The 14,622-nt window shown below is 74.1% G+C and carries 6 protein-coding genes; 1 reads left to right on the forward strand and 5 read right to left on the reverse strand.

Annotated features, from left to right (window positions below; translation table 11 throughout):
- Nucleotides 1-33 precede the first annotated feature (33 nt).
- Nucleotides 34-7,557 carry a non-ribosomal peptide synthetase gene (locus DXZ73_RS39735; RefSeq protein WP_116214566.1) on the reverse strand — a complete coding sequence of 2,508 codons (7,524 nt, stop codon included), beginning with the start codon at nucleotides 7,555-7,557 and terminating at the stop codon, nucleotides 34-36.
- Between the two features lie 456 nt (nucleotides 7,558-8,013).
- Here DXZ73_RS39735 and DXZ73_RS32720 point away from each other — a divergent pair, with 456 nt between their 5' ends.
- On the forward strand, nucleotides 8,014-9,189 hold the full coding sequence (locus DXZ73_RS32720) for a tryptophan dimethylallyltransferase family protein (protein WP_116214567.1): 1,176 nt from the start codon (nucleotides 8,014-8,016) through the stop codon (nucleotides 9,187-9,189).
- 201 nt (nucleotides 9,190-9,390) lie between these two features.
- Here the strand turns inward: DXZ73_RS32720 and DXZ73_RS32725 are convergent, their stop codons facing one another.
- The 4 genes from DXZ73_RS32725 to DXZ73_RS32740 form a co-directional block, all read right to left on the reverse strand.
- Nucleotides 9,391-10,971, reverse strand: coding sequence for a CocE/NonD family hydrolase (locus tag DXZ73_RS32725; RefSeq protein ID WP_116216028.1), 1,581 nt, complete (start codon nucleotides 10,969-10,971; stop codon nucleotides 9,391-9,393).
- Nucleotides 10,972-11,141: 170 nt separating this feature from the next.
- A complete protein-coding gene (locus DXZ73_RS32730) occupies nucleotides 11,142-12,332 on the reverse strand; it encodes a globin domain-containing protein (protein ID WP_116214568.1) in 1,191 nt (396 codons plus the stop codon).
- 90 nt (nucleotides 12,333-12,422) lie between these two features.
- Nucleotides 12,423-12,866, reverse strand: a complete 444-nt coding sequence (locus DXZ73_RS32735) for an RrF2 family transcriptional regulator (protein ID WP_116214569.1) — start codon at nucleotides 12,864-12,866, stop codon at nucleotides 12,423-12,425.
- 75 nt (nucleotides 12,867-12,941) lie between these two features.
- Complete coding sequence (locus DXZ73_RS32740) at nucleotides 12,942-14,573, reverse strand: HAL/PAL/TAL family ammonia-lyase (RefSeq protein ID WP_116214570.1); 1,632 nt, start codon at nucleotides 14,571-14,573, stop codon at nucleotides 12,942-12,944.
- Nucleotides 14,574-14,622 lie beyond the last annotated feature (49 nt).

The following is a 14,622-nucleotide window of genomic DNA, read 5'->3' on the forward strand; positions in this document are numbered from 1 at the left end:
CGTGCCGGGGCTCCGGCACGGTCGGCCCGCCGCTCAGTGCGCGGCGGGCGGCGGGAAGAAGCCCGACGAGACGAAGAAGTCGGCGTAGTTGCGGATCAGCTCGCCGTCCAGCGGCGGGAACGCCGGACCCGAACCGGCGAGCCCCGCGAGGGTGTTGGCGCGGTCGAGGTGGATCCGGCCCACGCGGGCGAGCGCGGGCAGGGTGTCGGTGAGGAGCACGGCCGCGTCCAGCAGCCCCTCGCCCGCCCCCGGCCCGCCGTCCGCCGCCGCGTCGGCCCGCTGCCGCAGGGTGGCCGTCCAGTCGTCGAGGTCCAGGGTGTCCAGCCGGTAGCCGTACGCCCGCAGATGGCCGAGGACGGTCTCGAACGGGACGGGGGACGGGCAGGTGAGGTGATGTGCGAGGCCCTCGGTGCCCGGGGTGCGGGAGAGGTGGACGATGGCGGCCGCGGCCCAGTCGGCGGGGATCAGGTCGACGACCGGAGCCGTGCCGTCGTCCGCCGGGCGGGGCGCCGCGCCGAGGACGAGCATGGCGCGGACGAGCTGCCAGAACACGTCCCGGCTCGACCCCGCGCCGCTGACGGTGTGTCCGCTGATGCGCCCGCACCGGTGGACGGTCACCGGCAGCCCGCGCGCGGCCGCTTCCCAGACGAGCTGCTCGGCCACCCACTTGGTCTCGGTGTAGCCGCCCGGCAGGACCGCCTCCGGCCGCACCCGGTGCGACTCGGGCACCGGACCGGGGTGCTCGTCGGTCCCCACCGACACGGCGGCCGTGGAGATGTGGTGCACCGGCGTCGCGAACCCGGCCGCCAGCCGCAGCACTTCCCGGGTGCCCGCGACGTTCGCCGCCCGCAGCCGGTCGTACGGGTCGACGGCGCTGACCCGCGCGCCGTTGTGGTAGACCGCGTCGAGCCGGGCCGCGAGGGCGTCGAAGCGCTCGGGGGAGAGTCCGAGCAGCGGCTTCTCCAGGTCGCCGGGGACGGCCACGATCCGGCTGCGGGAGAACTCGTTCCACAGCCCGTACTCCGCCATGTTCCGCCGGATCCGGCGGTCCGCCTGCGCGGCGTCGTCGGCGCGCACCAGGCAGTGGATGTCGGCGCTCGTGCGGTCGAGGAGCTCGCGCAGCAGGAACGCCCCGAGGAAGCCGGTCGCACCGGTCAGCAGGATGGTCTCCCGCCCCTCCGCCCGGGTGCCGTCCGCCGCCCGGCCCACGGTGATCGCCGGGTCCAGCACGGCCTCCGCGGCGAGGTCGGCCCGCGCCGGCGCGTACGTCCCGCCGGGCGCGGCCGGGCCGTCGACGGCCTCCAGCAGCGCGGCCACCGACTGCCGCTCGAAGAGGGTGCGCACGGGCAGCTCCACGCCGAGGCGGCGGCGCAGCCCGCTGATCACCCGGGTCACCAGCAGGGAGTGCCCGCCCAGGTCGAAGAAGCCGTCGTCGATGGTCACCCGGGGCACGCCCAGCACCTCGGCGAACAGCTCGCACAGGATCCGCTCGCGCGGGTTGCGGGGCTCGCGGCCCGTGGACAGCGCCCCGAAGTCGGGCTCGGGGAGCGCCGACCGGTCCACCTTGCCCGTGGCCGTCACCGGCAGCGAGTCCAGGACCACGACCGCGGACGGCACCATATAGCCGGGCAGCAGACCGGCCAGCCGGTCGCGCAGCCCGGCCCCGTCCAGGCCCGGCGCGTCACCGGCGGGCACCGCGTACGCCGCCAGGTACGTACCGCCGCGGGCGTCCTTGCGGGGGACGACGACCGCCTGGGCCACGCCCGGGTGGCCGCCCAGCACCGCCTCGACCTCGCCGGGCTCGATCCGGAAGCCGCGGATCTTGATCTGCCCGTCGGTGCGGCCGATGAACTCCAGCTCGCCGTCGGCGTTCCAGCGGACCGTGTCGCCGGTCCTGTACATCCGGCCGCCCGGCGCCCCGAACGGGTCGGCCACGAACCGCTCCGCCGTCAGCCCCGCCCGGTGCAGATAGCCGCGGGCCAGCCCGGCGCCCGACACATGGAGCTCCCCGGGCACCCCCGGCGGCACCAGACACAGGTCACGGTCCAGGACATAGGCGCGGGCCCCCACGGTGGGCCGGCCGATCGGGGGCGTCCCGTCGCCGGACAGCGGGGCGCTGAGCGTCGCGCACACCGTCGTCTCGGTCGGGCCGTAGCCGTTGAGGAACCTGCGCCCCGCCGACCAGCGGCGCACCGTCTCCGCCGACGGCGCCTCGCCCGAGGTGATCAGCCAGCGCAGCGACGGCAGTTCGCCCGGCTCCATCACCGACAGCGCGGCCGGGGGCAGCGTCGCGTGCGTGACCCGGTGCCGCTCGACCAGCGCGGCCAGCTCAGGGCCGGGCGCGGTCAGCTCCGCGGGCGCCATCACCAGCGTGGCCCCGGTCAGCAGCCCGCCGCACAGCTCCCACACCGCGCCGTCGAAGCTGTGCGAGGCGAACTGCAGGATCCGGCTCGACGCCGTCACCCCGAACCGCCGCACCTGCGCCTCGACCACGCCGGAGACCCCCGCGTGGGTGACGACGACGCCCTTGGGCCGGCCGGTGGACCCGGAGGTGTAGATGACATAGGCGGGCGCCCCGCAGCTCAGCGGCGCGAGCCGCTCGCCGTCGGCGACGTCCGTCTCCCAGCACAGGGCCACGGCCCGCCGGGTCTCGTCCCGGTCCAGCACGACCGTGCGCGTCCCCGTGCCGTCCGGCAGCGGCGGACAGGTGCGGGAGTCGGTGAGCAGGATCGCGGGCCGGGCGTCCTCGGCCATGTAGGCGAGGCGGGTCGCCGGGTAGCCCGCGTCCAGCGGCAGATAGGCGGCTCCCGCTTTCAGCACCGCGAGCGTCGCGACGACCGAGTCGGCGTCGCGCGGCAGGGCGATCGCCACGAACCGCTCCGGCCCGGCACCGCAGCCGATCAGATACCGGGCCAGCTGGTTCGCCCGCGCGTTCAGCTCACGGAACGTCAGAGTCCGTACGGGCCCGGCGCCGTCGTCGTGGATCAGTGCGGTCGCGTCCGGCGTCCGCTTCACCTGCGCCTCGAACAGCTGCGGCAGGTGGCCGGGGTCAGTGCCGGGGGTGTCGTCGCCGCTCCGTGCCAGCAGCCGCTCCCGCTCGTCGGGGAGCAGCACCTCCAGCGAGCCGAGCCGGCGGCCGGGGTCGGCGGTGACCGCGTCGAGCAGCCGCAGGAATCGGCGGACGAGGCGCTCGACGGTGGACCGGTCGAACAGGTCGGTGCTGTACTCCGCGACCCCGTCCATGCCCTGCGGCCGCTGGTCCGCGCCGTGCCGCTCCCGCAGGCTCAGCGACAGGTCGAACCGGCACGCCCCGGTGTTCACCGCCCGCTCCGCGACGGTCAGACCCGGCAGCTCCGCCTCGCCCTGCGGGGCGTTCTGCAGCGCCAGCAGCACCTGGAACAGCGGGTGGTGGGCGAGCCCGCGCGCCGGGGCGAGGGCGTCGACCAGCCGCTCGAAGGGCACGTCCTGATGGGCGTACGCGGCCAGGTCGGTCTCCCGGACCCGGGCCAGCAGGTCGCGGAACGCGGGGTTGCCTGAGGCGTCCGTGCGCAGCACCAGCGTGTTGACGAAGAACCCGACCAGGCCGTCCAGCGCGTGGTCGGTGCGGCCCGCGACCGGGGTGCCGACCGCGATGTCCGGGCCCGCGCCCAGCTTCGTCAGCAGCGTCACCAGCGCGGCGTGCACGACCATGAACGGGCTGGCCCCGCACCGCCCGGCCAGCTCCGTGATCCGCCGGTGCAGATCGGCGTCGACCGTGAAGTGCAGGGTGTCGCCGCGGTGCGAGGCCACCTGCGGCCGGGGCCGGTCCACGGGAAGCTCGGCGCACTCGGGCAGCCCGGACAACGCCTCGGTCCAATAGGCGATCTGACGGGACGCCAGGCTGGCCGGGTCGGCCTCGTCGCCCAGCATCCGGTGCTGCCACAGCGCGTAGTCGGCGTACTGCACCGGCAATGGCGCGACGTCGGGCGCGGCGCCGTCGCGGCGGGCGGCGTAGGCGGTGGCGAGGTCGCGCCACAGCGGTGCCAGCGACCAGCCGTCGCACGCGATGTGGTGGACGGCCAGTGCCAGGACGTGCCGGCCGGGGCCCGCGGTGAACAGCCGCGCCCGGACCGGTATCTCGGCCGCGAGGTCGAAGGGCCGGCGGACCGCGGCGGCCACCGCCGCGTCCAGCTCCTCCGGCGCGACCGCGCTCACCTCCAGGCGCGGCCGGACGGCGGCACCGTCCAGGACCAGCTGCCTGGGTACCCCGGCCGTCTCCGGGAAGACCGTCCGCAGACTCTCGTGCCGGGCCAGCACATCGCCCAGTGCCGCTTCGAGGGCCGCGCGGTCCAGCTCGCCGTCCAGGTCGAGCACGAGCGGGACGTTGTACGCGGCGCCCGGCCCCTGGAGGTGGTCGAGGAACCACAGCCGCCGCTGGGCGAACGACAGCGGCACCTCCTCGGGCCGCTCCGCGGGCACCAGCGGCGGCCGGTCCCCGGCCGACGCCTCGCGCACCGCCTCGGCGAGACCGGCGACGGTCGGCGTCTCGAAGACGGCGCGCACCGGCAGCTCCAGGCCCAGGACGGACCGCAGCCGGGCGCTGAGCCGGGTTGCCGACAGCGAGTGCCCGCCCAGCGTGAAGAAGCTGTCGTCGACGGTGACCCCGGACACCCCCAGGATGTCGGCGAACAGCCCGCACAGCAGCTCTTCGAGCGGATTGCGCGGCGCCCGGCCGCCCTCGGCGGATCCGGTGCCGGGCTCCGGCAGGCGGCGCCGGTCGACCTTGCCGTTCGCGGTCAGCGGCAGGCTGTCCAGCACCACCGTCGCGGTGGGCACCAGGTACTCGGGCAACCGCTCGCGCAGGAACGCCCGGACCGAGGACACCAGCGCGCCGGTGTCCCGCGCGGCCGCCGGGGCGTTGACCAGCGAGGTGAGCGGCACCCCCGGCGCCGGACCGCCGACCGCCGAACCGGGCTGACGCAGCGTCAGGAATACGTCCAGCGTGCCGTCGTCGGCGGCCGACCAGGTGGCCGAGGCGCGCAGGCCCAGCCCGTCCGCCAGCTCATGGAGGCGCTCCAGCGCGTCGGTGCCGGCGTCGTCGCGAGCGCTCAGGGTACGGACCCGGCCCGTACCCCCGTCCAGCTCCCGCAGAGCCTCGGCCACCGGCGCGAGCCTGCTGTCGGGCACCCCCGTCAGCCGTACGTCGCCCGCCGGCGGCTCCGCGCGCAGCAGCGCGGCCAGGCCGTCGGGCGAGCGGACCTCCCGCCCCCACGACAACTCCCGTACGGGCACAGACGCCTGCTCGCCGGGGGACAGCTTGCGCAGCACGGCGTCGTAGCGGTAGCGCGTCAGCTCGTTGACGGACCGCCCGCGCTTGACCCGCACCTCGCTGCCGACCGCGCCCGGCAGGCCGGCCGCCAGCTCGGCGAAGAACGCCGGGTCGACCAGCAGCTCCTTCTCCCGCACCATGCCGTGCTCGACGGCCGCCCGGACGGCGGCGGGGTCCGCCGGCAACCCGTCCTGCCGGAGCCGGACATCGGTGTGGAAGCAGCGCAGCAGCCGCAGATTGCGGACGTCGCCGATGAACACCGACCCGCCGGGGGCGAGCAGCCCCACGGCCTTGGCCAGGACGTCCGCGAGGTAGTGGGCGTCGGGGAAGTACTGCGTCACGGAGTTGACGACGACGGTGTCGAAGAAGCCGGTGGGCAGCTCCGCCGTGTCGTCGGCGGCACCGGCCCGCAGCTCGACCCGGTCCGCCAGCCCGGGGTCCTGCCGCACCAGGTGGCGCAGCGCCTCGATGACCCGGCCGGAGAGGTCCGTTCCCCAATAGGCGTCGCAGTGCGGGGCCAGCCGGGACATCAGCAGCCCGGTGCCGACGCCGATCTCCAGCACCCGGCGCGGCCGGAGCTCACGGATCCGGGCCACGGTGGCGTCGCGCCACTCCCGCATCTGCGCCGCCGGGATCGGCCCGCCGTCGTAGCTGCTGTTCCAGCCGGAGAAGTCCTCGCCGAAGCGCGCCCGCGCCACGTCGCTGTACAGCGAGTCGTAGATCTCCTGCCACTCCCCGACCCGGTCCGTGCCGTCCGCGGGCGCCTCGGCGGCGCTCTCCTCCGCCGGTACGACATAGCCGACGAGCCGCTTGTGGCCCGGCCTGTCCTCCCGGACCGCCACGGCCGCCTGGGCGACCCCGGGGTGCCCGGCGAGTACGGCCTCGACCTCGCCCGGCTCGACCCGGAAGCCGCGGATCTTCACCTGGTCGTCGCTGCGGCCGACGAACTCCAGGAGCCCGTCCGGGCCGCGCCGCACCAGGTCACCGGTGCGGAACAGCCGGGCACCGGGCTCGCCCAGCGGGTCGGCGACGAAGCGCTCGGCGGTGAGCGCCGGGCGGTTCCAGTAGCCGCGCGCCAGCCCCGAGCCGCCGAGATAGAGCTCGCCGACCTCCCCGGGCGGCACCGGCGCCAGCCGTGGGCCGAGCACCTCCGCGCGCATCCCGGCCATCGCCGCGCCGATGGGCACGACCGTGCCCAGGACGCCGGGGTCGGCCACTCGGTGACAGGTGGCGAACGTGGTCGTCTCGGTCGGCCCGTAGCCGTTGACGACCGCGGTCTCCGGGCACGCCCGCAGCACCCGCCGGACGGCCGCCGGGGAGACCGCGTCCCCGCCCGTCCACACCTCCCGCACCCCGAGGAAGCACCGCGGCGCCTCCTCGGCCAGCACCGAGAACAGGCCCGCGGTCACCCACAGCCCGGTGATCCCCGCGTCCGTGACGGCGGCGGCGACGCCCCGCGCGTCCAGGTCCCCGGGCGGCGCGACCACCACCGTCCCCCCGCACAGCAGCGGCACCCACAGCTCGTACGTCGAGGCGTCGAACGCGTGCGGCGAGTGCAGCAGCACCCGGCCGTGGGCGCCGCCGCGCCACGCCTGGTCGCGGGCGAGGCCGACCACGTTCTCATGGGTCACCGCGACGCCCTTGGGCGTGCCGGTCGAGCCGGAGGTGAACATCACATACGCCAACTGGCGTGGTTCGCAAGGGTGTACGCGGGTGGCCGGCGCCCCTTCGTCCGTGCCGTCCGCGTCGGCCATGGACACGGCCAGCACCTCGCGCCCCGCCGGGAGCTGTGCGTCCGGGGAACCATCGGCCGTCAGGACGAGCTCCGCGCCGGTCTGCTCCAGGATCCACCGCAGCCGGGAGACGGGCTGCCGCGGGTCCAACGGGACGTAGGCGCCACCGGACTTGACGACCGCGAGCAGGGATATGACGAGCTCGGCCGAACGGTCCATCAGCACCGCCACGGTGCCGCCCGGCTCCACGCCCGCCGCCGTCAGCCGCCGGGCCAGCCGGTCCGCGCGTGCGTCGAGCTCCCGGTAGGTCAGGGAGATCTCGGCGGTTCCCGCCCCCGCGGCGCCGCTCACGAGTGCTGTCGCGTCGGGGGTGAGCGCCGCCTGCCGGGCGAACGCCTCCGGAAGCGTCGCGGGGAGGACGTCCCCGTCGGGTGGGGTGGCGGGGTCGGTGGGGGATACGGAACGCGGAGCACCGGCGGTGGGCCGGAGCGGGGCGGAGTGGTGCTGTGCGGACACGCGTCAACAACTCCTCTGCACAGGCTTCCCGGAGCACGGCGGCGCCGACTCTCTCCGGTTGGCCGCATGTGGACAGGGCACACCCATTCGCCGGGGCCATGCACCAGCGAACGATGTGTGGCGATCGTGTCGCGGAACGTCGTGATGCGGACCACCGCCGTGCATGATCCGGCCGTTCTTGCGAAGCGGATGCCCGACCCTGACCGTAACCAGCGGTAATGCGCAGGTGTGGATGGCGGTCCCGGGCATTCCGCCGCCGCGGACCGGACGGATCCCCGGTCGGGCTCCGGTCCCGGCTGAGGCGGGTCGACCGTACGCGCGAAGGGCGGCAAGTTGGCCGGAACATAGGCCCGATAACGGGATCCCGGGCAATTGTCGGGCAAAGCTCTGACAGCGCCCGCCGCACGGTGGGAAGATCGCGCTCGTTTTTGCCGTCACCACGCACAGGGAGTCACGATGGAGTCCGCAGGTCCCGGCACCGGCCCCCAACCGCCCCGCCCGTCAGGCGATTTCACCCCGGACACGGGCGTCATAGCCGAGATGACCGGCCGCCCGACGCGCTTCGACTCCGACCGCTACCGGCCCACCGACACCTACGCGGAGGTGGCCTGCGACAAGGTGCTCCGCGCCTACGAGGGCCTCGGGACCGACGGCGGGGACCGGGAGCCGCTCCTCGCGTTCCTGCGCGACCTCACCGATCCCTGGGGCGAACTCCCCGTCGGCATACCCCCCGAGGACGCCTGCTGGGTCTCCATCGACGGCATGCCCCTGGAGACCTCGGTCGCCTGGGCCGGGCGCAAGGCCGGGGTCCGGCTCTCCCTGGAGTCCCCCAGGGGCCCCGCGAAGCGCCGGATGGAGGACGGCATGGCCCTCACCCGGCGGCTGGCCGGCCGCCCCGGCGTCTCCGTCGACCCCTGCCTCCGGGTCGAGGACCTCTTCACCGACGACGACCCGCAGGGATACTTCACCATCGCCCACGCGGTGGCCTGGGTCCCCGGCGGCCACCCCCGCTACAAGATCTTCCTCAACCCGGCGGTCCGTGGCCGGGAACAGGCCGCCGCCCGTACGGAAGAGGCCATGGTCCGCCTCGGCCTGGAGCGGCCCTGGCGCGCCCTCACCGAACACCTCGGCGGCGCGTACGGCCCGGAGCACGAACCCGCCGCCCTGGCCATGGACCTCGTGCCCGGCGACGACTTCCGGGTCCAGGTCTACCTCGCGCACTCCGGGGTGTCCGCCGACGCGATCGACGCGAAGTCGGCCGTCGCCGCGGACCACGTACCGGGCTCCTTCGCCCACGCGCTGCGCAGCATCAACGGCGCTGACGGCACCCCCGAATGGAAGCGGAAGCCGCCGGTGACGGCCTTCTCCTTCGGCCCGGGGAAGGCCGTGCCCGGTGCGACGCTGTACGTTCCGATGATCCCTGTGCACGAGAGCGACGCGGCGGCGCGGGAGCGGGTGGCGGCGTTTCTGCGCTCGGAGGGCGTCGACCCGTCGTCGTATGTGTCGGTGCTCGACGCGATCTCCGACCGCCCGCTGCCGGGGTCGCGCACACAGAACTTCATCTCCTACCGGGGCGGTGACTCACCGCGCTTCTCGGTTTACCTCGCGCCGGGGGTCTACCGGGAGGTGTAGGGGGTTTGTTTCCCCAGCCCCGCCCCTTCCCGGCTGCATCCGATATGCGGCTCCGCCGCGTGAGGGGCTCGTGCCCCAGGCCCCCGGCTGTCCCGCCGTTGCCGCCTGCGGCGGGAGCTCCCTGCGGGAGCGTCCTCAAACGCCGGACGGGCTGGAAAATCCAGCCTGTCCGGCGCTGGGGAACAAGCCCCGCAGGGCAACCTAGTCGCGCACCGGGACCGAGAGTGTCGGTGCCGTGAAGGACAAGCGTGCCCCCGCCGGGTTGTGGGAGATGTAGAGCGGGTCCACCGAGTCCACCACCAGCGCCAGCCGATGCCCCGCAGGGACGTCGTACGCCGTGGCGTAGAGCGACAGATCCACCCCGAACCCCCGCCCCGGCACCTCGTCCCGGAAGGTGTACGGCGCGTGGCTGATCAACTTGCCCACGCCCAGCGGGCCCACGTCGTAGAGATAGGCGACGGCCGTCCCCGTGTCCTTGGTGCTCGTCATCGTCGTCCGCACCTGCACGCTGCCCCGGATCCGCTGCCCGGCCCCGTACGGCCCGGTCTGCCACACGGCGGCGTACGTCCGGGAGAGGAACGGGACGGACACCATCGGCGGGATCTTCAGGAACTGGTCGAGCGCGCCCGAGAGGATGACGGTGCCGCCGTTCGCGCCCGAGTCGACGCCGGTGCGGATCTCCCGCGCGCCGTCCATCGGCACCGCGCGCCGGTTCCGCTCGACGTCCGCCCAGGTCGCGTACGACTCGTAGCCGCCGCCGGAGCGGGAGGAGAGCTGTACGGGCGCCTCGCGGTCGATGCCGTTGTCCTCGCCCTTGAGGTAGCGGTCGAACCAGCGGTGGGCGTGGGTCCAGGTGTCGTTGGGCAGTCCGAGCAGCCCCGTGGCCTCGGCGGTGGCGTGGTCGCCGGGCCGGAACTCCAGGCGCTTGGGGCCGGTCAGCCGCTCGTAGAACTTCGCGTACTGATTGGGGGTGAAGAGCGAGTCGCCCCAGGCGTTGCCCAGCATGACGGCGGTGCCCTGGGCGTTGATGCGGTCGAGGTAGGTGGCGGGGGAGCGCTTCGCGCCCCAGGCCAGCATGTCCTTCTCCTTCGACAGGTCGTTGCCGAGGAAGTCCCGCAGGATCCGCTGGAGTTCGTCGCCGGGTCTGCCGGTGAGGTTGCCCAGGCCGCCGAGCAGCTCGGCGGCCTGCCGGTGCTGGGTGCGGTCGCCGTAGATCGACTCGATGAGGTCGGCCCAGCCGCTCAGCGCGGTGACCGCCTTGACGCGCTTGTCGAACGCCGCGGCCATCAGGCTGATGCCCGCCCCGTACGAGACCCCGCCCATGCCGACCCGTTCGGGGTCGGCGGGGGTGTTGGCGAGCGCCCAGTCGATGACCTTGGAGGCGTCGGCGATGTCCTGCGGCCCGGCCGTCTCGATCTTCCCGCCGGAGAGCCAGAAGCCGCGGGCGGTGTAACTGACCACGACATAGCCGGACTCGGCGAGCTGCTTGGCCTGGGCGATGTACTCCAGCTGCGGCATGGCCCAGCTGGTGGGCAGCACGATCAGGGGGTGGCGGCGCCCGCCGCCGGTGTCGCCGGGGGCGAAGACGTTGCCCTTCAGGGTGATGCCGCCGGAGCCGGGGAGGTCGGTGAACCGGACGGACGCGGCGGCGTGGCCCACCGCGGCCGGGCGGTCCGGCGCGGCCTGTGCCGCGGGGGCGAATCCGAGGGCGGTGCCGGCCAGCAGCGCGGCGGAGGCGGCGCCGACCGCCGTGGCGCGCAGGGCCTTGCGAGGGTGTCGCACGGTCACACTCCTGAGGTCGGTGCCGCGCTGGTGGTACGGGGGGTGCGGCACTCCGAAGCGAAGTGACTCGACGGTAACCTCGGTGACTTACCAAGGGTAATGGTCACGTGAGTTACGCGTGGGTAACGATCTGCCCCGGGTGCCGCTCCCCGTACTCAGCCGACGGTCCGTCAGGCGCCCTCGCCCAGCCACAGATCCGGGCCGAACACCTCGTAGTGGATGTCGGCCGCCGCCACGCCCGCCGCCAGGAGTTGCGTACGGACCGAGCGGAGGAAGGGCAGCGGTCCGCAGAGGTAGGCCGTGGTGCCCGCGGGGATGTCGATGGCGGCGAGGTCGGCGCGGCCCGTGCGGTCGGCGGGGTGGCCGGCCTCCGGCTCCTCGTACCAGACATGCGCGACCGCGTCCGGGAGCTTGCCCGTCAGCTGGCGGAGGTCGGTGCGGAAGGCGTGCGTGGACTCGCTGCGGTCGGCGTGGACGGCGATCACCCGGCGGGTGGCGCCGGTGGCCGCCAGGTGGGAGAGCATCCCGATCATCGGGGTGCAGCCGATGCCCGCGGAGGCGAGGAGCACGGGCGCGTCGCCGCCGGCCAGCACCACATCCCCGAAGGGGGCGCTGACCAGCAGGGTGTCGCCCACGCCGAGCCGCTCGTGGAGGTGGTGCGAGACCTCGCCGTCCGGGTCGCCCGCGAGCCGCTTGACGGAGAACTGGAGCGCGTCGTCGGGGTGGCCGGAGAGGCTGTACTGGCGGATCTGCCGGGCGCCGTCGGGGAGTTCCACCTGGACGGAGACGTACTGGCCGGGGCGGGAGGCGGGCAGCGGCCGCCCGTCCAGGGGCCGGACGAGGAAGGTGGTGACCTCGGCGGTCTCCCGGAGCCGGCCGACGACGCGGTACGGGGCGAGGGTGTCGCCGTCCGGGGCGCCGGCCTCCTCGTGGAGCCGGGCCTCGATCGCGATGAGGGCATTGGCCATCAGCCAGTAGACCTCGTCCCAGGCGGCGGCGACCTCGGGGGTGACGGCGTCGCCCAGCACCTCGGCGATCGCGGCGAAGAGGTGCCGCTGCACCAGCGGGTACTGCGCGGGGGTGATGCCGAGCGAGGCGTGCTTGTGGGCGATGCGCGAGAGCATCGCGTCGGGGCGGACCTCCGGGTGCTCGACCAGCGCGGTGGCGAAGGCGGCGATGGCGCCCGCGAGGGCCTGGCGCTGGGTGCCGTTGGCCTGGTTGCCCCGGTTGAAGAGGTCGCGCAGCAGGTCGGGCCGGTCGGTGAAGAGCTTGTCGTAGAAGAGCGGGGTGATCTCGCCGATGGCGCCGCCGACGGCGGGGAGGGTGGCGCGGACGATCTCGGTCGACCTGGTGGACAGCATCGGGGCTCCTGACGCTCGACTGGAATTGGTATCTGAGATTCGCATTTAACGGTGCGCTGCGGCCTCGGTGGAGGGGTGGGGGTTTCGCGGTCAGTCCCCGGGGCCGGTGCCCAGGCTCAGCAGGAGGGGGCCCGTCGGCGGAGCCGTCAGCTCTTCGACGGTGATCGGGTCCAGGGCGGCGAAGAACGCCTCCTGGGCCTCGCGCAGCGCGCCGCGCAGCCTGCACGCGGCACGCAGCGGGCACGGCGGGTCGTCCTCGCAGCCGACGACGTCGCCCGCGCCCTCCAGCTCGCGCACCAGGCGGCCGATCGAGGCCGCCCGGCCGGCGGCGGTGAGCGTGAGCCCGCCGCCCCGGCCCCGGCGGGCCTCGACGACCCCCAGGTGCTGGAGTCTGCTGACGACCTTGGCGGCGTGCGTGTACGGCACGCCGACCGCGCCGGCCACCTCCCGGGTGGTCGGCGCCTCCTCGTCGCCCGCCACCGCGAGGCGCATGGCGATGCGCAGCGCGATGTCGGTGCCCTTGGTGAGTCGCACGGTTCGACTGTAATTAATTGGCTTCTGGGAGTCCAATTAACCGGGGCCCGCCGTGGGCCCCGGTCGAGCGGCCCGTCAGTCGGTCAGCGCCGCCTCGGCGGCCTCGCGCAGCTCGCCGGAGGCGATGAGCGCGGTGACCCGCTGGATGTCGCCCGCCAGCGGACGGTCGCCCTCCAGCGTCGGGGAGACCGAGCGGATCAGGTCGTACGCGGCCTTCGTCGGGCCGCTGAGGACCTCGGTGCCGCGCAGGTCGGCGGCCTGGGCCAGGGCGAGCAGGTGGATGGCGGTGACCTGGCGGACCAGCTCCACGGCCGTACGGGCGTCCCGCGCGGCGATGGTCGCCATGCTGACCTTGTCCTGGTTGTGCGCCTCGGTCGACCGGGAGAACGAGGTCGCGGGCATGGTGTTCTTCAGCGCCTCGGCGGTGAGCCCGGAGGCGGCGATCTGCATGCCCTTGAAGCCGTGGTGCATGCCCGCGTCCCAGCTCTCCGCCTCGAAGCGCGGGATCAGGTTGGGGGTCAGGCCGTTGTTGAACTTCTCGTCCACGACCAGCTCCAGCTGGCGGTCGAGCAGGTCGGCGACGCTGGCGACCGCGGTCTTCAGGGAGTCCATGGCCTGGCCGACGTGGCCGCCGTAGAAGTTGCCGCCGTTGCGGACGACACCGGCGTCGATGTCGAACAGCGGGTTGTCGTTGGTGGAGTTGATCTCGATGTCCACCCAGTTGGTGGCCCAGTCCAGGGTGTCGCGGAGCACACCGATCACATGCGGGGCGCAGCGGATGGAGTAGCGGTCCTGGATCGGCTCCTCCAGCTCGCGGAAGCCCGCCTCCGACAGCGAAGCGTCGCGCTGCGCGACGCCCGGGTCGCGGTCCTCGGGGTTGCCGAGCAGGTCACGGATGGTGCGCGCGCTGCGGCGCGTACCCGTGTGCGGCTTCTGGTCGAAGACGAACGGCGCGAAGTGGCCGGGGTTGCCCTGGAGCACCTGGGAGGTCAGCGCGGTCGACAGGTCGGCGGCGAAGGCCAGCTCCGCGGCGTCGTGGAGGGCCAGGGCGGCGAACCCGGACATGAAGGACGTGCCGTTGACGAGCGCCAGCCCCTCCTTGGCCTCCAGCACCGCCGGGGTGAGGCCGGCCGCGGCCAGGGCGTCCGCCGAGCTCTTCTCCTCGCCCTCGTGCAGGGCCTGGCCCTGGCCGGTGACGAGCGCCGCGATGTAGCTGAGCGGGACGAGGTCACCGCTCGCGCCGACCGAGCCCCGCTCGGGGATGGGCGCCAGGACATCGTGGTTGAGGCACTCGAGGAGCAGCTCGACGACCTCGGGGCGGACCGCCGAATAGCCGCGGGCCAGGCAGTTGGCGCGGATGACCATCGTGGCGCGGATGACGTCCTCGGCCGCGACGGGGCCGATGCCGCAGGACAGGAAGCGGATGAGGTTCTTCTGGAGGTCCTCCGCCTTCTTCCCGGATATCTGCCGGGTGTTGCTGTCGCCGAAGCCCGAGGTCACCCCGTAGACCGGGATACCGGCCTCGATGACCTGGCCCTTCAGCTCGATCGACTTGAGCATGCGGCGCACCGTTTCCTCGGCGAGGGTGACGCGGGGCGCATCGTCCTTCCCCCGCGCGGCGGCGACGACATCGTTCACCGTCAGAGTGTGTCCGTCGATGGCGAGTTCGGCCTTGGAACGGGCGTCTGCTGCCGTGGAGCCATGCATGATGTGCGTAATTCCTTCCGTGGGGGCGGGGTGGAGACGGACAGGCCGG

It is taken from the genome of Streptoverticillium olivoreticuli subsp. olivoreticuli (assembly GCF_003391135.1).
GTDB classification, from domain to species: Bacteria; Actinomycetota; Actinomycetes; order Streptomycetales; family Streptomycetaceae; genus Streptomyces; species Streptomyces blastmyceticus.

What these genes read in the sequence shown, in the direction of transcription:
- DXZ73_RS32730 (WP_116214568.1), bottom strand. Translation starts at nt 12,332, where the DNA reads ATGCTGTCCACCAGGTCGACCGAGATCGTCCGCGCCACCCTCCCCGCC.
- DXZ73_RS32740 (WP_116214570.1), bottom strand. Translation starts at nt 14,573, where the DNA reads ATGCATGGCTCCACGGCAGCAGACGCCCGTTCCAAGGCCGAACTCGCC.
- DXZ73_RS32720 (WP_116214567.1), top strand. Translation starts at nt 8,014, where the DNA reads ATGGAGTCCGCAGGTCCCGGCACCGGCCCCCAACCGCCCCGCCCGTCA.